Source organism: Acetivibrio cellulolyticus CD2 (assembly GCF_000179595.2).
In the GTDB taxonomy this organism is placed as follows: domain Bacteria; phylum Bacillota; class Clostridia; order Acetivibrionales; family Acetivibrionaceae; genus Acetivibrio; species Acetivibrio cellulolyticus.
This window is the reverse complement of sequence record NZ_JH556653.1, coordinates 1,980,660-2,003,035: the sequence shown is the minus strand read 5'-3', so window position 1 is coordinate 2,003,035 and position 22,376 is coordinate 1,980,660. Positions and strand designations below refer to the sequence as shown.

16 protein-coding genes are annotated in these 22,376 nt (G+C 36.3%); 3 read left to right on the top strand and 13 right to left on the bottom strand.

Annotation, left to right across the window (positions count from 1 at the left end; genetic code table 11):
* Positions 1–6: 6 nt before the first annotated feature.
* The 3 genes from ACECE_RS0210840 to ACECE_RS27240 all read right to left on the bottom strand — a co-directional run bounded on the left by ACECE_RS0210840 (position 7) and on the right by ACECE_RS27240 (position 5,276).
* The gene (locus ACECE_RS0210840) at positions 7–2,994 is read right to left on the bottom strand and encodes a Tc toxin subunit A-related protein (RefSeq protein ID WP_010681238.1); all 2,988 of its coding nucleotides are present in this window, start codon (positions 2,992–2,994) and stop codon (positions 7–9) included.
* A gap of 32 nt (positions 2,995–3,026) precedes the next feature.
* On the bottom strand, positions 3,027–4,487 hold the full coding sequence (locus tag ACECE_RS29305) for a hypothetical protein (protein WP_010681237.1): 1,461 nt from the start codon (positions 4,485–4,487) through the stop codon (positions 3,027–3,029).
* Between the two features lie 189 nt (positions 4,488–4,676).
* A complete protein-coding gene (locus ACECE_RS27240; RefSeq protein ID WP_010681236.1) occupies positions 4,677–5,276 on the bottom strand; it encodes a thermonuclease family protein in 600 nt (199 codons plus the stop codon).
* 285 nt (positions 5,277–5,561) lie between these two features.
* Here ACECE_RS27240 and ACECE_RS0210825 point away from each other — a divergent pair, with 285 nt between their 5' ends.
* Both ACECE_RS0210825 and ACECE_RS0210820 read left to right on the top strand, forming a co-directional pair.
* Positions 5,562–8,555 carry a PA14 domain-containing protein gene (locus ACECE_RS0210825; RefSeq protein ID WP_010681235.1) on the top strand — a complete coding sequence of 998 codons (2,994 nt, stop codon included), beginning with the start codon at positions 5,562–5,564 and terminating at the stop codon, positions 8,553–8,555.
* A 233-nt stretch (positions 8,556–8,788) separates the two neighbouring features.
* Complete coding sequence (locus ACECE_RS0210820; protein WP_162862519.1) at positions 8,789–11,224, top strand: PAS domain-containing sensor histidine kinase; 2,436 nt, start codon at positions 8,789–8,791, stop codon at positions 11,222–11,224.
* 78 nt (positions 11,225–11,302) lie between these two features.
* Here ACECE_RS0210820 and ACECE_RS0210815 read toward each other — a convergent pair whose 3' ends face one another.
* From ACECE_RS0210815 to ACECE_RS29300, 10 genes are all read right to left on the bottom strand, one after another.
* Positions 11,303–11,959: a V-type ATP synthase subunit D gene (locus ACECE_RS0210815; RefSeq protein ID WP_010681233.1), complete on the bottom strand. Its 657-nt coding sequence runs from the start codon at positions 11,957–11,959 to the stop codon at positions 11,303–11,305.
* A gap of 34 nt (positions 11,960–11,993) precedes the next feature.
* Positions 11,994–13,379, bottom strand: coding sequence for a V-type ATP synthase subunit B (locus ACECE_RS0210810; protein ID WP_010681232.1), 1,386 nt, complete (start codon positions 13,377–13,379; stop codon positions 11,994–11,996).
* Positions 13,379–15,151, bottom strand: a complete 1,773-nt coding sequence (locus ACECE_RS0210805; RefSeq protein WP_010681231.1) for a V-type ATP synthase subunit A — start codon at positions 15,149–15,151, stop codon at positions 13,379–13,381. Before ACECE_RS0210805 ends, ACECE_RS0210810 begins: the two co-directional genes overlap by 1 nt.
* Positions 15,152–15,209: 58 nt before the next feature.
* Complete coding sequence (locus ACECE_RS0210800; protein ID WP_010681230.1) at positions 15,210–15,530, bottom strand: V-type ATP synthase subunit F; 321 nt, start codon at positions 15,528–15,530, stop codon at positions 15,210–15,212.
* Positions 15,523–16,539, bottom strand: a complete 1,017-nt coding sequence (locus tag ACECE_RS0210795) for a V-type ATP synthase subunit C (protein ID WP_010681229.1) — start codon at positions 16,537–16,539, stop codon at positions 15,523–15,525. The genes ACECE_RS0210800 and ACECE_RS0210795 overlap by 8 nt, the downstream gene beginning before the upstream one ends.
* Before the next feature lie 39 nt (positions 16,540–16,578).
* Entirely contained in the window at positions 16,579–17,175 is a 597-nt protein-coding gene (locus ACECE_RS0210790) for a V-type ATP synthase subunit E (protein WP_010681228.1), read from the bottom strand.
* A 15-nt stretch (positions 17,176–17,190) separates the two neighbouring features.
* Complete coding sequence (locus tag ACECE_RS0210785) at positions 17,191–17,685, bottom strand: V-type ATP synthase subunit K (RefSeq protein WP_010681227.1); 495 nt, start codon at positions 17,683–17,685, stop codon at positions 17,191–17,193.
* A gap of 1 nt (position 17,686) precedes the next feature.
* Positions 17,687–19,636: a V-type ATP synthase subunit I gene (locus ACECE_RS0210780; RefSeq protein WP_456049002.1), complete on the bottom strand. Its 1,950-nt coding sequence runs from the start codon at positions 19,634–19,636 to the stop codon at positions 17,687–17,689.
* Between the two features lies 1 nt (position 19,637).
* Positions 19,638–19,964 carry a hypothetical protein gene (locus tag ACECE_RS0210775; RefSeq protein ID WP_010681225.1) on the bottom strand — a complete coding sequence of 109 codons (327 nt, stop codon included), beginning with the start codon at positions 19,962–19,964 and terminating at the stop codon, positions 19,638–19,640.
* A 245-nt stretch (positions 19,965–20,209) separates the two neighbouring features.
* On the bottom strand, positions 20,210–21,412 hold the full coding sequence (locus ACECE_RS29300) for an NPCBM/NEW2 domain-containing protein (protein WP_010681224.1): 1,203 nt from the start codon (positions 21,410–21,412) through the stop codon (positions 20,210–20,212).
* Between the two features lie 211 nt (positions 21,413–21,623).
* Here ACECE_RS29300 and ACECE_RS0210765 point away from each other — a divergent pair, with 211 nt between their 5' ends.
* Positions 21,624–22,334, top strand: a complete 711-nt coding sequence (locus ACECE_RS0210765) for a C39 family peptidase (protein ID WP_010681223.1) — start codon at positions 21,624–21,626, stop codon at positions 22,332–22,334.
* Positions 22,335–22,376 lie beyond the last annotated feature (42 nt).

Here is a 22,376-nt window from a genome sequence, read left to right as displayed (position 1 = left end):
CTTTGCTTATATTTCCGGGGTATAGTCATACTCAATAACCAGGACGAGATCTTCTATAGTTTCAAGTAAGAGTTTATCATTTGAAACTACGGATGGGTTGTCTTCTTTCCTGATTTCAATAACATATTCTCCAAGTGCATTGCTGCCCAAAAGAGTATTCCATGGATGGTTGGATGCTGCAGTAATTTCACCTTGTGCCCCGGTTTGTGCTTTTATTGCTTCGGAATGTGAAGGTACTCCCATACAAACAGTCAATTTGGAATTTGCATTGCTGTCTTTTACAAACAGGCTCAAGTTGCTGATTTTTTGATTGGATTCATTGTATGGGAAAAAGCTTTTGTCCAGGTTGAAGCTGAAAACACCATTATCCTGGAAATTGTAATATGAATCCGGGAACGAAAAACGCAGTGGAAGTATTTTTGACTTTTTATTGACTGCTGCCAGATTTTTAATATTGTTTTTTACAGCTTGCGCCAGGCTGGCATCATAGAATGCGCTATAGCAGAAAACAATTTTAACGTCAGTAATGTAGTTATAATCAATATCGTTTGAAAATTTGGGTATTTCCAGTTTCCAGCTTCCAGCGACTCCTGAGCCTTCAAATAGTTTTAATTTTGAAGAATCCGTATTAAATACAAAAGAATCTCCGGCAATTTTGTATTCGGATAGAATAAGGGTTTCTGTAGGCTGTATGCGGAATTTTAAATTACCAAACATCGGTGTTCTATATCTGCTTACCCCGCTGTTGGTCAGGAATCCCTTAACTCCACCTGAGGGTAGCAAGCCCTCAACTATTACTTCTATAGTCTCAATCCTTCTGCTGTATGTACCCGGGTAATCCATGTCAAAATCCTCTAAGCGGGTTTCAAATATCATGGTTCCGGTTTTCCTGAATTCACTTTCAAAGAGATATGGATAACGGGAGGCTAATGACAGAGTTTGTTTCACGGGAATACTCTTTGTTTTTACGGAAGTAACCATATCATAGGTGAAACTGTCTATATCAAGTAAAAGTGCATTTGAGGCAAGCAAACCATCAACGGATTTTGCTGTGTAGTTAGCTTTTATACAATTTTTCTGAGTATCAAATTCAAAATTATAAGCTTTTTGCATCAATCTAGAAGTTGATATTGCCATAGTTAAATAACTGTCGCGAATGCTTTTCATGAAGTTTCCCATCTTTGCCCATACATCGGATGTAAAAGTCTGATCGTCAAAGGCCTTTAGATTTTCTGCTGCTGAGGATGCACGCAATATTGCAACATTTTCAAGCAGCCTTGCTGCTTCAACTCTGGATTGAGAAGCTAAAAGTTGTGCCTCTGCCATTTCCGCAGCCTGTGCCAATTCGCTAATTTGCCTGTCCATTGCACCCAACTCGTAATCGCGGGCTATGGTACCGCTTCTGACTGCATTATCATAGAGAATTTCGTAGGCTTTTTTTCCGGTGCCTGTTACATTATAATCGGGACCGTTATACCAGGCGTTACCGGCATCTAGCCACATCTTTTCCCAGGACATACTTGCATAAGCATTTTTATTGTTTTGAGCGTTTTCCTGTCTTTTTGCAGCGAGTTCATAACCTTCTTGATAAACCTGTCTTTCATTAAGGGCTGTTTCCTTTTGTTTTTGAGCAAGGCTAATCTCAGCTTTTGCTAAATCAACAGCTTGTTTTAATTGCTGTCTTGTTAGCTTTTTATTGTCAGCTGTTTCTGTGAAATTAATATATTCTCTTTCAGCCTGTATTGCCTGTTGTGTAAAGTATCTGGAGACATTCTGCAAATACTCGAAAGTCCAGACGGGAACAAGCTGGATGGGTATTCCGAGAAAGTCCAGACCGCCGCTGAGTTTTGTCAATCTCTCCTTAACAAGAAGAAGTACAGTTGCCAGTTGAGGATTTATGTCACTGTTGCCGATGTTGGTGCCATAAGTGGTTAGTGTTTGTTGTATTTTATCACCGACTGTTTTTAATGCAGTGTGCTTGTAAAGATATGATTCTGAATTAACAACAGCTGCTGTTCCAGGGGCCTCCAGTACTTTTCTGTAAATGCTCAGGGCGTCCTGATAATTGTCGTCTTTATAATACATGTCACCCCAGGATAATGCATTTTCAGCCAGCTTTATCCATATAGACGGTACCTCAATACTTTGATTGATATATTTGTAATCTGCTGCTGTAAGATAATTCTTTTCGGCTTTATTATAATCACCCAATTCGTGGTAGCAATCACCTAATGCTGCAGGTATGACGTAAGACATTATGTGAGGCAGCATTACAGCAAAATCTTCAGTTGAAAAGTACTTGCAAATTATATGGGCCAAATTTTTAAGATTTGTCCTTTGAGCATATATTTTATTTATAACGTCAGATGAAGATGGTTTTTTTCCAACTTCCCACGTCAGGTTTACTATTTTATCTCCAGCATTTATACCAAGCATACGGGAAACTTTTTTGATAGTAGAGTTTGAAGTGCTTGTGTTCTTTGCTATCCTTCCACTTTTTGTTAATCTTGTTGATCTGCCAACTTGAATTTCTTTAAACTCTTTTATGCCGGCACTTGGTATAAAATCAGGTTTTTCCGGGTCTATGGCTATGATATCTTTAATAACCAGTGGTGTTGTTTCAAGATATTTAGGATCAAGTTGTGCTATTAAATCCATATTTTTATTCAATAAATTTTCAAACAAATTGTGATCTATATTTATAGTGAACTCTGGGTCCTTTAAAATGTCTACAGAAACGGCAGGATTTAAAAATTTATAAATCATAGCCTGAGTTGTGCGATATTCTTCTATTGCTTCACCAAAAAGCCTTGTAGCATATAGCTCGTGAGCTTTTGTAAGATGTTTCTCAATTTCCATAAGCTCTTTCGAATTGGCTATAGTCGTGACTGATGCAGTGCTCTGGGATAAACTCAAGATTTCCTTCTCAATCAAGTCCGAATTTTTACGTGTCCACCTTATTGTGGCATAATTCTCTAAATGCTTTACAGCCATTTTTTTCGCCTCCTTATATTTGTTTATAATGTTTATTTTTCACCTGTTACAACACCAAAAAAGTAATCTTCAAAAGTACCTTCATCAGTACTTACAGAACGTATAGAACCCCACGTATAGCAATCGAACTTGACATGGCCGCTATCCCATATATACCATTCACCTTCATCAATTTCCAGATTTCCGGCATATGATACCCAGTGATTACCCACTAAAGACACAAGGGGAGGTGGATTGCCTATTAGGGCAGCGTGAATTACAAAAAATGCTACGCCTCCATTGTCATAAGCATTTTTGGCTTGTCTTAAGGCATCAAATTCACCGTAGGAATACGTGGAAGTCCAATCCACTCTATCGTAAAGAAGTATTTCGTAAATCCATTCTTTCATAAACAATTCATGTGAACCATATGCCAGATCTGATGAATCGGCATCAATATTGAGTATAAGATTTGAATATTCAACTATTGTAGTCATAAGCATCCAGTTGGCAGGGGTAATGCCGCTTCTGACTTTGCTTTCTCTTAATTTTGATGAAGCACTGTAGGTTTTAGTTCTAGTTGAAAAGGAGCCTTTTTCATAAAGATCTCTGCAAATTTTGATAAACCTTGCAGGCTCTCTTTTTACAAGTTCATAGACAACAGCTGCAGGACCGCAAAGAGGAGCGCGTCCCTGATTTACTCTCAATGGATTTGCAATAATTGCGGAGATATCATCTATCAAATGGGTTTTGTCAATATTGGGCCATACACCGGATGCACCGGATTTTTTAAATTCGTCCAACAGCTGGTTTGCAGTGTTTTCAAGTGTTAATGATGTCTCGGATACACTGTATGTAAGGGTGTAATCGGAATCGTCCAGATCGAACTTTGAAGTTTTGTTTTCCCCTAAAGATGTATTTATAAGTGTTTCACCAAGGAAATCATCTCCGTCACCCCAGCCAAAGTCTTCATCCCATAGTTTAATCTGAACACTTTGGGAGAAAGTATACTCTTTAAAGATATTCCAAACCTGATTATCCTTAATGTTGCATTTCATTTTTTCACGGAATACACCGTCAATATATACTTCCAACCTTAGCTCATCATTACCTGTAATGTCTTCGTTTTCTTTACATTTCAAGCTGGTAAGTCTTAATAACCTTGTGATGGGTGTATTTGTTACAGGGGTGGAATTGTCAAATACATCATAGTATAATGAGTAGTTTGCACCATCACCTGTGAATTTTAATGTTGCATTTTGAATGTTACTTTTGTCAATATTAATAGTTCCCAAGTGGTCGTCACCATCAGGAGAGTCTTCATCGTAAAGTTTAATTTGTACACCTTCGTTAAAATCAAACTGTCTGTCAATTTGCCAGGTCTGATTGTCATTCAGGTCATGTTTTAGATCTGTTCTTTGTCCATCTACGTAAATCTCCAGCCTACACTCATCAGCCCCAGTGTAATCTTCTGTCTCATGGCACTTCAAACTTCTGATATGAATTGTACTCATAATTCTTGACCTCCTTTTTTATTGTCTTTATTTTAAGTATATACAGAAAAGGAGGCAGGTACTAAGTGCCAAAGGTAACGACTTTTAGTACATGCAGTCACAAAAAAAGTGACTTAAGTCACCTTTTTGATTTTGATATTATGAGAAATTTTAGAAAAGTGTATATTTAAATAGCAAAGGATGAGGTTTTCATTTCTTTTCCAAACCCCATATCCCTACTTTTTTATTCTTTGCTTCCTGCTGAAACTTCTTCAAATAATCTGTGTATTTAACATCAGGAGGGTAGTTGCCAGCATGTGCATAACCATTTAATACTAGTTGTGCATTGAACATTTTAGTACGAATTTCATGTTCGGATGTTTCGGTTGGTATTTCCAGCCATATATATCTAAGCAATCTGTCATACTTGTCAGTGTTGCTGACATCTGTTTCGAGATACACTGTTTTCCCAAGAAGTTGGCTTTTGGTGTACTCAGAGGATTCCTTACCGTAAGGCTCAATTTCCTTCGTGTATTCGGGACAATTTATGCCAATCATACGCATTTTGTAGCTTTTGCCTGCAATTTTGACATAAACTGTGTCACCATCAACATGTCTGGTTACAGTAGCTTTAACTAAGTTGTTGTCGGAGATCTCTTCCTCAGGAGACCCTGTTCTGGTAATTTGATTTTCGGTTTTATCATAGCGTTTAGTTTCAACCTGTGAGTTCTCTTTAACTTGAGGAACAATATTACTACAAGCTGATATAAGAGTAATTATAATAACCAATATAAAAAGTTTAATCTTCATTTTTACACCCCATGACTTACATTTATACAACAGATGATACTTAGTGTATCACAAATATAAAATATAGTATCCAAGTAACCAAAAAAATATTTTATCGTGAGTACAAAAGTAGGGAGCAGTAAGCTTTATGTACAAATAAAAATTAAATTCTTAATTAAATTTTAAGTTGTAAATTTTTGTTTATTCTATACTGGGTATAACAATAAAATTGGAGGGAGGTAATAAACGAATTAAGTCTTTAAGGTCACGTCAAATATTTTAGAACTGTGAAAAGGGAGGATTTTTATGAAAAAGAGTTTAGTATTTTTAATGGTAATATCTATTTTAATGGCTACATTCAGCTTTTTTAACTTCGCATCGGCAAGCACTGCTGCCTCATCTATGTATGTTTCATTGGAAAATAAAACGATTATAGCTGGCGATACTTTTACCATGGACGTTATGCTTTCAAATGTACCTACGGGTGGATTAGCTTATGGAACTGTCAGCGTTGGGTTTGATAAATCCAAATTTACTTGTACATCAATAGAAAAGGGTCCAATTGTAAGTACAACGCTTTCCCGTAATACGAATACGGATAATGGTTGTATGGCTTTTACTGATTATATAGAAGGTGATAAAACAATTACACAAAGCGGAGTATTCTGCAAAATGACTTTTAAGGCAAACACAACATGTCCTGCAGGTAAATATTCTTTTAAAGTATTAACTAACGATACTATTAGGAAAACATCTTTTGTAAAAGATGATACTTTTACAAATGTTTTGGTTAATTCTCAAGATTCAGTCGTAGATGTTGTTTTGCACCATAGCGGTTTAAAAGCTGAATACTTCCAAAATGACATTAACAATGCTTATAGGAATTTGGATGCAGCAGACTTAAAAGTAACAAAAACAGAGAAAAAAATTGATTTTACATGGGATAGCGTAAAGTTAGAATCTCCACTAGATGACGATAAGCCGTTTTCTGTAAGGTTATCAGGTTATATAAAACCGGTATTCTCAGAAAAGTACACTTTCTATGTGAATGCAAATGATTTTGTAAGACTATGGGTAAATGATGTAAAACTTATAGATGCCTGGGATTATTCAGATTCCAGAGAATTATCAGCAACAATTGATTTAAAGGCTGGTCAGTACTATAAAATCAAAATGGAATATGCTGATGCTGGTATATATGGCGAAGCAAAACTATACTGGTCCAGTGCACAGCAGGGAAAGGATATTGTTAGTTCTACTTTCCTCTTCAATGATTATGTGTCAGATTATAAAGTGCCTAGTGGTCTGGGATTAAGAGGGTATTATTATAACAACAGTCTTCATATAATCAAAAAAGTTGATAGAATTGATAATACGATAGACTTTGACTGGACCAGCACTACTCCAGATTCTTCTATCACTAATTCTTCTTCATTTTCAGTAAGGTGGGTAGGTAAAATACAACCTGAGTTTACTAATGATTATACTTTCTACTTATATCACAATGATAGTGCAAGCTTATGGATTAATAATTGTCTATTGATTGATAAAAGGAGAACACAGGCATACAGCGATACTGAACCTTCGGTTGCAACTATAAGTTTGGAAGCAGGTAAACAGTATGATATAAGATTGGAGTATACAAATAACTCCAAAAGTAAAGTTAAACTTAAGTGGGAATTGTACGATTATACTCTTGATTATAGAGAATACATACCTTCTAATTCCTACAGTATTTGGGGAGATAAAATACGTGTTGATGGATTTGCTTCTGAAGTAGAGGTTGTTCAACCTGATCTTCTTTATAGTGGAACAGTATCAATCAAATTGCAGGATTCAAATGATGGATCTGTATGGACAGATGTGAGAAGTGTACCTTATGGGACAGGCAAGATCAGGTATGAAGGAACCAAGAAGTATATTCGTACTGTTGCAAATGTAACCAATACTAACAAAAACGATAAAGCAGTATTTGGAGTTGCTGTGACTAGAACGCAAATTGTTCCTAGAAATTGTTTATACCCGGCAACAGGAGAAGCTACTTTATTTGGTAGTCCTGAAGGGTTGACGTTTACAACAAAAACAGACAAAGCAATTTCTCTTAAATGGTCGGCAAATAATTCAAACTACAGTGGATATGAAGTGTTCCGTAATGCTATGAAAGTTGCAACTGTTACAGATTGTAAATACACTGACATAGACCTTAAGCCTAATACTGAATATACATATACCGTCAGAGCTATTGATAATTCATATAATTTGTCTAATCATAGCCAGGCTCTTTTCGTTACAACAAATGCTGCTCCTGTGTTTACGCAAAGGACTGTAAAAGTAGCGAGAGTTCTTTACAAAATGGATTCAGATGGGAATGGGTATGTTGATTCAACTGTTGATGAATTAAATGATAAGTCTTACGCTGAAATTGAGGAAATAGTAGAGGCTAGATCACAGAATCTTAAGACTTGTCTTGAGGAAGCATCTAAGTATCAGGGGTATAAAAATTCAGAAGCCCAGCCTTCTGTTATCTATGAGCTAGATAAAAGTAGAGATAAAATTGGACTAAATGGTCAAATTCCAACGTCTGAGGATGGCAGTATTGATTATAAGCAAATTATGGAAGACATTAATTACGAATATTTGCTAAACCAGGGTGTAACAGATATATGGTTATTTGGATATGACAAGGATGGCTTTGAATGGTTTGAATCAAACATGGCAAGCAAACATGGCAGCATTACAAATGGATGTGTGCATGATGGTTTGCCAGAAGTTGAAGGTAAAACATATGTAGTTTTTGGTTTAAACCTTACAAGGGACACAGGTACTGACCTTGAAAACTATACACATCATTTTGAAAGTGTACTAGCGAATATTGATAATGCTAAATTGTTTAACAATGTTTTTGTCGGTGACAATGCTAAAGAACCATCAAGATGTGGCTGGACTCACTGTCCTCCAAATGCCAGGTTTGAATATCAGTTCTATGGAAGAAACATGAGATATGTATCATCCGACATTGGAAACTGGAATCCGGATGGTTATGGAAAGATAAATCAAGTCAATGAGGGTTTATGGGCCAATTATTATTCCAAATTAAGTCTAAAAAGCATATATAATAATTATAAAGGAAAGTATGAAACAACTGTTGGGCCTGATTCTTATTGGAAAATTTACTGGTTGCAGAATATTCCGGGATTTGATAATGGATTGATCTATAATGGAAAAACTCTTACAAACTGGTGGGATATAGTGACGAATTTACAGGAAAGTCTTGATAATGATACGACTCTTTTGAATTAGTTTCTTTAAATAAAACAGTTTAATACATAAAAATTGATAAAAACGAAAATTCTCTCGTAAGGATTCTAGAGAATTTTCGTTTTTTTACATAATATACAACGCTAGTAAACATTTTTGTTATTACTATAGAAACTGTGGTATTAATTTACATGTAATGACATGTCAACGCTAGAAAAATTGACTATAGAAAATACACTTAAGAAATAGCTGAAATATTACTTCAGATTATTCATGTGGCTGGTCGTTTTGTTACACTGCTCGCTTATGCAACCTATGCCTATTTGGAACAAATAAGGCTAGATCGTGAAATTATATTTTCAGCATTCCTAAACGATTGGGGGATTGATGGTGTGAACAATTTACAACATTTAGGTATGACTTATATAAAGATATTTGATAATAAGGCTATTGAATTTGGTGATGCTTTTCTTGAGTTAACTAAATTCGAAAAAAATGAAATATTAAATATGGATATAAGTCATATTCTCCATAATCTCTTAAGGCTTCACAGAGATATTTTAGAGTGTATGAAAAGCCAGGAAAACTCTTTGATTTTTACAAAGGAACTTGAACCAAGAGAAGTAAGAATTATTCAAAAGATTACTGGTGATGAAAAATTAATCTTTCTTAATGAAGTACCAAATTCAAGAATTGACGAAAAGTTTCCATATTTGCAGGCTCTTGGCTTAACAGAAATGTCCGGTGTTGCTTTTTATTCAGCAGCCGATCATAGATTGATTAAAGCGAATGAGACATATTTGAATTTTCTGGATGAACCCTTTAATAAAATGGATAATTGTATTGGCAAAAGAATTGATGAGATTATAAGCGGTTATAAGGGGAGCAAGGCTGAGGAAATCTGGGAGGATGTATTTAATACAGGTAAGGCAGGCAATATCCGTGAGTCTAGATTTGATGGCTATAAACGGGGTATAACCTATTGGGATTCATGCATTATACCTATATATGAAGGTGGGAAAATAAAATACTTTGTTGAAAATGCAACGGAGGTAACGGAGAGAGTATTAAACCGCCAGAAAATAGAAGAGCAGAATAAACTCATCATTGAGCAAAATAAGAAGCTTGAAGCTATTTTGCATAATACGGCAAATGGTGTATTTGTATTAAGTAAAGATAACAGAGTACATATTGCAAACGGTGAGGTAAGGAAGTATATATATGACTACGCGGATTACAGAAACAAAGGGGATATAAAATACTATGATTCTGAAAGCAGAGAGATGTCGAGCGATAACTTGCCATCTTCTAAAGCACTTAGGGGAGAAACTGTAAAGAATTTATTTGTTACTGTTAAAACACCTGAAAATACCATAAACACAGTTGGCTGTGCCAGGCCAATATTTGATGAGAATGGTAATGTAGAATCAGCGGTACTTTATATACAGGATGTAACTGAACTGGTTCAAAGTAAGGAAAAGATTCAAAAACAAGATATGCAGCTTGAGGCAATAATTAATAATATGTCCGATGCAATATTCATATTTGATAAAGATTACAAGTGCATATTAAAAAATCAGTCCGCTCACAATTTTGAAGCATACTTGGAAAGTAACTTTTACGATATAGTTAATAATATGAAATATTACAATTTTGACGGCAGTGAAATTGCTTTGGAAGATACACCTGTTTTTTTAGTGAGAGATGGGCAGCGAGTTATAGACAAAGTTTTGAGTATAAAGGCAAAACAAAAAGATATTTATGTTGGAGTTAGTGGAACACCAATATTTGATGAAAAGGGAAACTTTAGTTTAGGTGTTGTTGTATGCAGGAATATCAGTACACATATAAAATTTGAAAAGGATATGAGAGATAAGCAGGAAGCTTTGATTGTAGCTGAGAGAAGGGAGAAGGAAGCACTAGAAAACGCAATTAAGATTAAGGATGAATTTTTGACAACCATCAGTCATGAGTTCAAAACCCCTTTAACGGTTATCAATGCTGCAATTCAGACAATTTACAGTTTGTATGAAAGTGAACTGTCCGAAAATGTAAAAAAACATTTAAAGAGAATCCATACAAATTATTATAGGCAGCTAAAGCTGGTAAATAACTTAATTGATATGAGCAAATACAGGGAAGGCCATATACAACTTGTACGTCAGGACGTTGATATTATTTCTATGACCGGTGAAATAATTAAGTTTATACAACCTATTTCAATGCAAAAAGGTGTTTATCTTCAATTTGACTCTGATTTGGAAAGTAAAGTTCTTGCAATAGATGAAGAAAAATATGAACGGATATTGTTAAACCTTTTATCAAATGCAATAAAATATACTCCTTCCGGGAAATCAATATATGTTAATATCACCTTCAAAGGTCAATATTTTGTACTAACTGTGAGGGATGAAGGATTAGGTATACCAATTGAAAAACATGAATGTATTTTTGAACATTTTGTGAAGGTAGATACATCTCTGACAAGACTGACAGAAGGCACGGGTATTGGCTTGTCATTGGTCAAGTGGATAGTATCCGCTTTAGGCGGTTCAATTTCATTAGAAAGTGAAGTTGGTGTAGGAAGTACTTTTGCTGTGACACTCCCGGTTATAAAATCAAAAATTAAGAGTACCAAGAAATCAAAAGACAAAATAGGTAACGGAATTACACATGCGGCAGCAATAGAATTTTCTGATATATACTTTTAGTTGAAAAATAAACATAATGAGAAATGACTTAAGTATAAATGGAGAGCGAATTTTAATATAATCCGCTCTCCATTTATGCTATTCATTCATTGATCTTTTTGCCTGCTCGATCATCAGGTCCTTGACCTTCATAAGTCTTGTCAGATTGCCTCTTTCATTTTCATCCAGCTTCATCGTAATGTACTTAATGGTTTCAGTGAGTTGAGGAATCATTACATATTCCAAGGCATTAACCCTTCTTCGGGTTTTTTCAATTTCCTCAGCAAGCAGCTGTGCCGATTTTTCCATTTGAGCAAGTTCAAGAATATATGGAAGAACCTCTGAAAGTGTTCCGATTGCACCATCTAATTCAGCAGATGTTGCCGCGAAACCGTAAGGATATATATCAGTGTCATCCGGGCTTGAAGTCTTGTATTCAAGTACGGGAACATCAACGCTCATTATATTTTTTGTAGATACTTCAAGAGAAATACTCTGTTTTGGAAACATAAGTGCAGCCTCAAGACTTTCTGAAGACATAACAGCTCTGGCTATAAGAAAGTTTTGGTGCACTGTCATCAACATTTCCTCAACCTTTTCACGAAGCTCCTTGTTTTTTCTGACCAGTTCAAGGAATTTTTTCATTAACTCGTCTCTTTTATCCTTTAAAAGTTTATGCCCTCTCCGGGCAACCTTCAATCTTTTCTTAAGACGAGTGAGCTCCATTCTGGTTGGATTAACTCGCATAACTGCCATAACAATTCTCTCCTTTTATAATTAAAGGCACTGATTACTTATTTTCTGCATCCTTAGGCAGGTACTTATCAAGATACTCATCCCTTATACGCTTAAGCTCGCTTCTCGGTAGTATGGAAAGAAGCTTCCAGCCGATATCAAGGGTTTGATGTATAGTTCTGTCTTCTTCAAAACCCTGGGATACATATTGTTTTTCAAAAGCGTCAGCAAATTTAGCATACAGCTTATCAACGTCAGTAAGTGCGGCGTCACCTAATATTACAGCAAGTTCTTTTGCTTCCTTCCCTCTTGCATACGCTGCAAAAAGCTGATTCATTGTATCAGCATGGTCCTCTCTTGTTTTGCCTTTTCCTATTCCCTTGTCTTTAAGACGTGACAGGGAAGGGAGAACATCTATCGGAGGCGTTATTGCTTTTCTGTGAAGTTCCCTGCCTAAAATAATCTGACCTTCCGTAATGTAACCTGTAAGGTCAGGGATTGGATGTGTTTTATCATCCTCAGGCATTGTCAGAATAGGTATTAATGTAATACTGCCATCTTTTGATACTTTTCTACCCGCTCTTTCATACAGAGTGGCAAGGTCGGTATAAAGATAACCGGGATAGCCTCTTCTACCGGGAACTTCTTTTCTTGCTGCAGACACCTCACGGAGTGCTTCTGCATAGTTTGTTATATCTGTAAGTATAACAAGTACATGCATATCCTTTTCAAATGCAAGATATTCCGCAGCTGTTAGAGCCATACGGGGTGTTGCTATACGTTCAATAGCAGGGTCGTTTGCCAGATTTATAAAAAGTACGGTACGGTCAATGGCACCCGTACGCTTAAAGTCTGATATAAAGAAGTCTGCCTCTTCAAATGTAATACCTATAGCAGCGAACACAACAGCAAATTTACTGTCAGTTCCAAGAACTTTAGCCTGTCTAGCTATCTGAGCAGCAAGCTGTGCATGAGGCAAACCTGAACCGGAGAATATTGGCAGCTTTTGTCCGCGGACAAGGGTATTGAGTCCGTCTATTGCAGAAACTCCTGTCTGAATAAACTCTGAAGGATAATTCCTAGCGGCAGGGTTCATTGGAATACCGTTCATATCAAGCCTTGTATCAGGAATAACATTTGGTCCTCCGTCAACAGGTCTTCCAAGACCACTGAATACTCTGCCGAGCATATCTATAGAAACTGGAAGCTCCAAGCCTCTGCCTAAAAACCTTACTTTACTTTCTGCAACGTTTATACCTGCAGAACTTTCAAATAGTTGCACAAGTGCATTGTTGCCATTAACCTCCAGTACTCTGCAACGTCTTACTTCACCATTTGAGAGTTCTATTTCACCGAGTTCTCCATATTTAACGCCTTCAACTTGCTTTATCAGCATTAAAGGACCGGCTACTTCAGATATGGTTTTGTACTCTTTAAGCATTATTTTGCCACCTCCTTTGATGTGAGTGCATTGATCTGGTCATTGAGCTGAGTCTCAATATCATAAAATACGGTATTGACCTGCTCTTCGGGAGTATATTTTGATCTGCCTATTCTTTCTCTTACAGGAAGTTCGAAAAGATCTTTAATTGAAGCACCTGCCTCAATTGCTTTCTTCCCTTTATAATAAAATCCCATTATTAGTTTTAGCATTCTGTGCTGCTTGTTCAGGGATGTATAGGTATCTACATCGTGAAAGGCGTTTTGGTGAAGATAGTCTTCACGTATTGACTTTGCAGCTTCAAGGGTTAGTCTGTCGCTAGGGGAGAGGGCATCAACACCAACCAGTCTTACAATTTCCTCTAGTTCGGATTCTTCCTGCAAAAGTCTCATTGCATCTGATCTGAGACCGTTCCAATCCCTTGCTATGTTTTCGTTTATCCATTTATCTAGCCTGTCAAGATACAGCGAATAGCTAAGCAGCCAGTTGATAGCAGGGAAATGACGTCTGTAAGCGAGGCTGGCATCCAATCCCCAGAAAACCTTTACTATTCTAAGAGTTGCCTGTGTAACAGGCTCTGATATGTCACCTCCTGGAGGAGAAACCGCTCCGATCGCTGTCAGCGCTCCTTCTCTACCATTAGTTCCAAGACTTATAACTCTACCCGCTCTTTCATAGAACTGTGAAAGCCTTGATCCAAGGTAAGCTGGATAACCTTCTTCACCCGGCATTTCTTCAAGACGGCCGGACATTTCCCTTAAAGCTTCCGCCCATCTGGAAGTTGAGTCTGCCATGAGGGCAACACTGTATCCCATGTCTCTGAAGTATTCAGCAATAGTAATTCCTGTATAAATAGATGCCTCTCGTGCGGCAACAGGCATGTCTGAAGTATTAGCTATAAGAACTGTTCTCTTCATTAAGGATTCGCCTGTTCTTGGGTCCTTTAACTCTGGAAATTCCATTAAAACGTCTGTCATTTCATTACCACGTTCACCGCAGCCTATGTAGACAACGATTTCAGCATCTGCCCATTTTGCAAGCTGGTGTTGTACAACTGTTTTACCGCTTCCAAAGGGTCCTGGTACAGCTGCAACTCCACCTTTAGCCAGGGGAAAGAGAGTATCTATAACCCTTTGTCCAGTTACAAGAGGTTCTTGTGGAGCAAGTTTTTCCTTGTAGGGCCTTCCTTTACGCACCGGCCATTTTTGCATCATCTGTATATTGACTATTTCACCATTATCTTTTTTTACTTTTGCCACAGTGTCTTCAACAGTAAAATCGCCACCGGTTATTTCGGTGATAACACCGCTTACACCCCAGGGAATCATTATTTTATGCTCAACAACTACTGTTTCCTGAACTTTACCGATAATATCTCCAGCAGTAACTTTTAAACCTACTTGAACGGTAGGTTCAAATTTCCATTTCTTTTTTCTATCAAGCGAAGTTACATCAATTCCTCTTGTTATGTTACTCCCAACCATTTCTCTGATTGTAACAAGAGGTCTTTGTATACCATCGAATATCGTTTCTATAAGACCGGGCCCAAGTTCAACACTCAATGGAGCTCCGGTTGATACTACGGGTTCACCGGGGCCAAGGCCAGCAGTTTCTTCATATACCTGAATTGATGCTTTATCACCATGCATTTCAATTATTTCACCAATCAAGCGGTGATCGCTGACGCGAACCACATCAAACATATTGCAGTCTCTCATGCCTTCCGCTATAACCAAAGGCCCGGAGACTTTTACTATCGTTCCCTGACTCAAACTATATCCCTTCTTTCAACAAAAATTTATCAAGTGTAGTAAGGCGAAGAGAAAAGACCTATTCATCTCTGAATAGAATATCTGCACCAACTGCTCGTTCCACGCTCTTTTTAACACCGCTCATACCTATTCCCAGAGAACCCTGATTGCCTGGAATAGGTATTATTGCAGGAAACCTTCTTTCATTGTATTTCTCTATTGTTTGTACAATATCCCTGGCGACATGCTCGGTTACATATATAACTGCAAATTGTTCCTCTGCAATTTTTTCCAAAACCTCCTGCGCCTGAGAAGGAGTAGTTACAGGAAATACAGACATACCGACCGCTTTGAACCCAAGAATACTATCCTTATCGCCGATAACTCCGATCTTATACATAAGCTTCTCTCAGCCTCTCCTTAATTACTTCATTAGAAATATTGTTAATCTTACCAACCATTACAATTCTGGCATTCTTAATTTCCATTTCCTTAGCCATCAAGTATCCAACAAGTGGTTCCATGCCTAAGGATACGTATTTGGCTTTTTTTACGTAAGCTATTATAAAATTGTCAGATAGTTTTTCAAATTTTGTAAGACTCCCTGTTATTTTAAAATTCTCAATACCTTCTTGTAGAAATGAACCTAACGAAGTAAACTGCAAGGCATCAATAAAATTGTCCAGCGGGTTATCCAGATTTTCAATAAATAACTTGATATTTATATTACCCTCCGGAATGAGGACCTTCTGGAGAAAGTCCCAACTCTTTCCCAGGGTCTTAACTCTCAGGTAAACCTTTATATTGGCAAGGTCAATTAATAATGTTACAAGGTCCTTGATGTATTTATTTCCGGATTTTATGGAAGTCTCCTTCATATGCTTAAAGCTGGCCTTGTCAAGTATTATATCTATGACCTGCGGGTCAAGTGTTTTGTTATACGTCTCTATGCATTCTTCTACAGCACTTTTCATGATAGCTGGCATATTAGCCATGTTTCTATCCATTATCATGGTTTTAAGCTTGTTTGACGGAATGGAACCTGATTCTATAAGAATGCTGATATCATTCTGTCCTGAAAATTCAGCCTTCAAAATTACCTTTATATTATGGTAGTCGTTAGAGAGCAGGAATAAATCAAAAACATTTGGCTCAGGGGCAATTTCCTTTAACAGGTTATAAATTTTTTTATACTCATCAGAAAGCAGATTTTCGTATTCATATATACTTACCGTTTCTGACATAGAATTGCCGTATTCGGCTTCCAGCAGTACTTTTAATGCTTCTTCCGGTGATTTTGCTTCGACCATCCTGTCAAGTTTACCTTTATCTAAAAGTTTTCTTTCAATAGCTCGTATTCTCGAAACTGAATAGGCATATTGAGTATCACTTTTATTATCCTTTGACAAATCAAATTCCCTCCTTTCCAGAAATAATAAGTTGGCTTACTAAAACAGAGCTTTAAAAACTTCTGCTTCTATATCATCACGTTTCATTCTAATTATTGCTTCAAAGGAATTATTGATTTCTACATCACCCGATTTTAAAATAAATCCACCACTTATATTTCGTGTTTCATCTGAAATATGTAGATTTCCAATCAATCCTCTTTGTACAAGCTTTTTATTTACATCATCTATAAACCCGGAAGGAAGTCTAAGCTTATCCTTTGAAGAAAGAAGTACTTCTTCGATTCCGGTTTCTACAGAATTTAAAATCATTTCGCCAAGAATGCTTTGGTACTCGATATCAGGCAGATTGATAAGCCTTGTTAATGCCATATCAAAGGCTTCGTCTACAACTTCCTGTTTTGCCTTGAGTTTTTGCTTTCTTGCTTCCAGTTCAGCAACTGCAATAAGTCTTTTCCTGACTTCAACAGCTTCGAGTTCTGCTTTTTCTATTATTTGCTTTCTTTTAGTTTCAGCGTCCGTTGAGGCAGCTCTAATAATATTTTCTGCTTCTTCCTCAGCAATTTTTATGTTTGCTTCAGCCTGAAGGCGGGCGTCCTCAAGGATTTTGTCTTTTATCTTTTCAGCTCCTGACATTTTTGGGACACTCCCTTATTGTAATTTAATTCCTGATACCATCAATATTGATGCAAGCAATGCCAAAACTGCATATGTTTCAACCATAGCTGCAAACATAATGCCTTTTGCAAGTTCTTCAGGTCTCTTTGCAATAATGCCAACACCTGCAGCAGCAGCTCTACCTTGAGCCATACCTGAAAACAAGCCTACAAAGGCTATTGGAAGTGCAGCAGCAAGGAAAAGGAAACCTTGTTGTGTTGACAGTTCAACATAGTTACCGCCAACTATACCTATTTTGTTTAAAATAACGAAAGCTGTAAGCAACCCATATATGCCTTGTGTTCCCGGAAGGGCCTGTAAAAGCAGGGCTTGGCCAAACCTCTTTGGCTCTTCAGTTACGAGACCGGCAGCAGCTTCACCAACAAGTCCTACACCTTTTGCCGAACCAATTCCTGATAAAATTACAGCTAATGCTGCACCAGCCAATGCCAGAAAATTACCGTTAAATAAATAAGTTATCCAATCCATATTAAATTGCCTCCTTGTCGTTTATACAGATATATTTTGTATTCTTTTTAAAGGGATCAAAGCGTTTGCCCCCACCCTCATAAAATTTACCAAAGAATTCTACATACTGAAGGCGGCTTGAATGTACATAAGCCCCTAGAGCGTTAATAGCTATATTGAAGGTGTGACCTCCAATAAAAACAATTACCAGAACAATTATTCCAAAAACATTAAAGCCAAATAGTGTACCTAAGGTGTTTATAACTGAGGCAATAACGCCTGTCCCCAAACCTAAGGCTAAAAGCCTTGAATAGGATAAAACATCACTTAAGTAACTGGTAACGGAATATAGACTCAGTATACCCGATAAAAGTCTCTTTATAATGTTTTTTTCACTCCTACCCTGAGTCAGTACAAGCATTACTGCACCTATTATTGCCATATATTTGCCTGCTTGTGAAGGTACTCCCCCTACAAACAGAAGTGCCAAACCTATAAGAGTTATATACCATGAACCTATATCAAATAGTGCATCCCACGGCTTACCGTCCTTAATCATCATGTATGCCTTTATACCCATACCTGTAAATAGATGTACTCCTCCAAATATCATGGACCATATGAGAAGTCTCATAGGATTATTCAGGGGATTGAACCATAATGGCTTTATAGATAATTTGCCGCCCGAAAGAACTGTGAAAATGTCTCCGAACCAGCCTCCAAACAAAGCACCCCATACAAAGGTTGAAATACCACAGAAGAATAAGAGCTTTATCATTTTTGACATAGTTCCTTCAAGTTTGTACTTCTTAAGCATTATTCCGGTTACTAGAGACATTATTAGACCATATGCAGCATCACTTAGCATCATACCAAAGAAAAAACAAAAGAAAGGTGCCATAAGTGGGTTTGGATCTACGTCTCTTGAACTTGGAAGACTATACATTTCGGTAATAGCTTCAAAAGGTTGAACTATTTTAGGGTTTCTTAGCAGAACAGGAAATTCTTCGCCCTTATCAGGTTCGGTGATTTCCAATAGACAGTCAAACTTACTGGTGATATGATCTTTTAGCTTTTCACCCAATTCAGCGGGAACCCATCCCTCAAGATAAAATGCACTGTTGGTTTTGACAAGATTGTTTAGAATCTTTTTTTTGTCTCTTTGTACAAGAAGGTGGTCATGAAGAATCTCAAAGTCCTCCTTGTAGCGAGCATAATCGGCAATTTTATTTATAACCTCTGCATATTCTTTATCTATACAAATAATATTTTTTTCCGCCAGATCGATATTACTTTTGACAGTACCGCTGAGCTCCTTAAAGGTTACTTTAGAGAACCCATATTGCTTCAGCACCTTAATAATACTTTCCTCGGAAGAGTTATGATAGATAATAAGAATATATTTCTGCTGACCATCTTCATTTAAGACTTCAAGATAACTTTCAGGGGCTTCACTTACAAGGTCTACCTTCAAATTATTGGCTTTGGCAGTTTCAGGTAAGACCCCTATTAATATTGTAGCAGTTAATGTTGAAGTTTCCTCAAGAGGTATGGTCAATTGTTTCCATGGTTCAAGACTTAGAATGAGATTGGTATTTTTGTTTTTTTCCGATTTTAGTTTTGTTAACTGATCGTCATAACCGGAAACGTCTTCTAGAATAGATTTCAGCTTATCGGTATTTTGAATTACAATGTTGTATTCATTTGTGTTTACAGCTCTTTTAAAAGAGAACAAGCCCTTCTTTTTAGAAGCATATTTTGACAGGTAATCTATTGCCCATTTAACTCTATTGATTACGTCATCAAATATGGCAACCTCTTCACTGTTGCCGTCCTGTACGGCTATGTCTTTCCATTCGTCAGAAGACAGCTTATCAAAGCTTTCTGATATTTCTACAACTCCCATATTCATAAAGATATCAAGAATTTTTTCCTTATCTGTTTCAAGACCTATTAGAGAAAGTTTGTTCATTTTAACTATTGGCATGGATAGTCACAACCTTTCCCATAATTATATCTATTGCTTTGTCGAGATTTTGACGTGCACTTTTTTTTATATCATCATACTGATTGTCAACTTCCGTCTGTAATTTTCTGATTTCATCACTTGCAAGCTTTTCAGCATTTATAAGGATATTCTTGGCTTCCTTTTCAGCATTTTCTACGGATTGCTCCTGAAGCTTGTAGGCTTGGATATTTGCTTCATTAACTATTTGCTTGGAATCATCCAAGGATTGTTTTTTGATTTGCTCAGCTTCCAATTCGGTTTGCTTTATGGATTTTAGTACTTCGATTGACATTTAATCACCACCCTGCAAATTTAACGTAATTTATATTATTATGTCTTTTAAATTATAATTATACAAAATAGAAAAAAGCATTTAAAGAATCAAAAAGCAAATAGAAATAAACTTCTAAATTCCAGAATACCTTTCACATTATTAAAGTACAACCAAATATATCTAATATAATAACACTAAGGATAATTCATATCAAGTTTTTGCCAATGGTTTCTTAATTTTATGCAGTTTATATAGTAGATACACTACTCCAAAACCATATCCAATAAATCGATATTAGGATCTGCTGAAGCGTCATCTTTGGGCTTTACAAACTCTATCTTCAGTTCTTTTGCGTTCTTAATATCAAAATCTATACTTGTTGGTTGTTCTCCTTTTTTTAAATCCAGCTCTTTTTTTAAAACATTGTCCAGGTAGAATTTGGCAATGTAGTGCTTGTCGACTCTCATATAACACTCGTCAAAGCCGACTAAACCGTTTAAGTGCTTGTGTTTTCCGTTTAGTTTGTAACAAACCTCAGCAACCTTAGCTGCATTTACGGAAAACAAAACACCTTTTGTATACTTTTTACCGCCGGAAATCATGTTAAAATCATCCTCAAAATACCAGCCATATGTATAAATTTTAATCATATCCTCTTCAGCGCTGTTATTAATCCTATAACAATGTATATTTTTTACCGAAGATGGGGGCTGATCTGTCAAATATTCACTTTGTATTGTACCTGTTGATAAAGGAATTTTATTCACTGCAATTACACCTGCCACAATAAGTATTGCAAGCGGTATGGCTATGTATTTTATCTTTCCAAGTTTTCTTGTAATCCCAATCCTTTCAGCAGCTGGCACGCCCTTATTTATTTGCACTTCTTCAGAAATACTTTTATCTCCAGGTATCACCTGATTTTTAATTTGCTCATCATTACTTATTTCTATTGGATTCATGCCACTTGAACTTTCGAGTATGGTATTGTGCGCTCTCAGGTTACAGTCTTTATTATCTATAGATATGTATTCATTTTGAGAATAACCAGTATAATCCTCATTATCAAGCTTATTATCTGCAGATTGATCCTCTGAATTAATCTCTTTGTCTAAAGGTTGATCATCTGAGGCAGCAAGACTTATCGCTTCAACTAAAAACTCGCTAAAATCCTCTATATTTAAAATAATATCCTTAACTTCTTTTTTTATAGAAGAATCCTTAAGCTGGTTTTCTATGCTATCCCTGATAATCTTCTTTTGGGAGGTTGTTGATTCGGAAATCACAAACTCTACAATTTTTTTTATATCTTCAGCTTTAGGAGTATTTTTTCTATTTTTCCATTTAGAAATTATCGATTTATCTTTCAATAAATACATATCTGCTAAAACATTAGCATTTTTACGGGTTACTTTAAAAATGACTTCAAATATAACCTTAAGGCTATAATCATCAGTTAATTGCAATTCTATTGCCTCCTTATATTTGTACTAAAAAGCACAATAGATATTATACAACACATAAAGCCATTTTAAAAAGAAAAAATTCATCAAAAATTCAACAAAGATTCAACAAAAATTCATCATTTATGCTATTAAAATAGTTTAAACTGTCTTATACTTTGCTTATAATGTGTGCACATAAAAATTTTTAGGGGAGCTAAAAGGAGGTATTGTAATGTTAAAAAAAGTATTTAAAGCATTGTGTATATTTATAATGGTAAATTTATTATTAATCCAGGTACCAACAGCTTTTGCAGCTACAAGTGTAGTACTGAGTGGTGTGCCGTCTTACAATCAGAACAACACTGGTTATCCATATTACTATTATACATGTGGCCCAACAGCTGGTGCAAACATCTTAAGCTATTGGGATTCAATGGGATATATAAGGCTCTGGACTCCAACTAGCCGAAAGGATTCAAAAACTGGAGTTAGCCTTATAAAAGATCTTGCAGTTCATATGGAATCTAAATCAGGAGAGGGGACTTTACCAGCAAACTTTTCAAAAATAATATTTCATACTTATGACTGCGGTTACAGTTTTGGATCCTATCTATATGAAAAAAGAAACAGTGATGGTTCAATAAACCTTACAGAAGATCAAATGTGGGGAGATATAAAAACAGAAATAAACGAGGGAAGACCATGTGCTTTATATATTGGAAAATATCCAACACCTGTTCCATCTGGTTTAAACTCAAATTACAACTTCCATTGGGTTACTATCTATGGGTATACTGAAGATGGTACACAAAGAAAACTAAATATCTGTACTGGTCTTAATCCTATTGGAACAGAATCAGGAAGCCGTGATGAAATAGTTTTTAGTACCTACTACACAAATGTACCAGATTTGGATGTTGCTTGCCTTAAACCTATGAGGTGAAGGGACTATATTTACATTATTTTCGAAGAAATCGCAAAAATA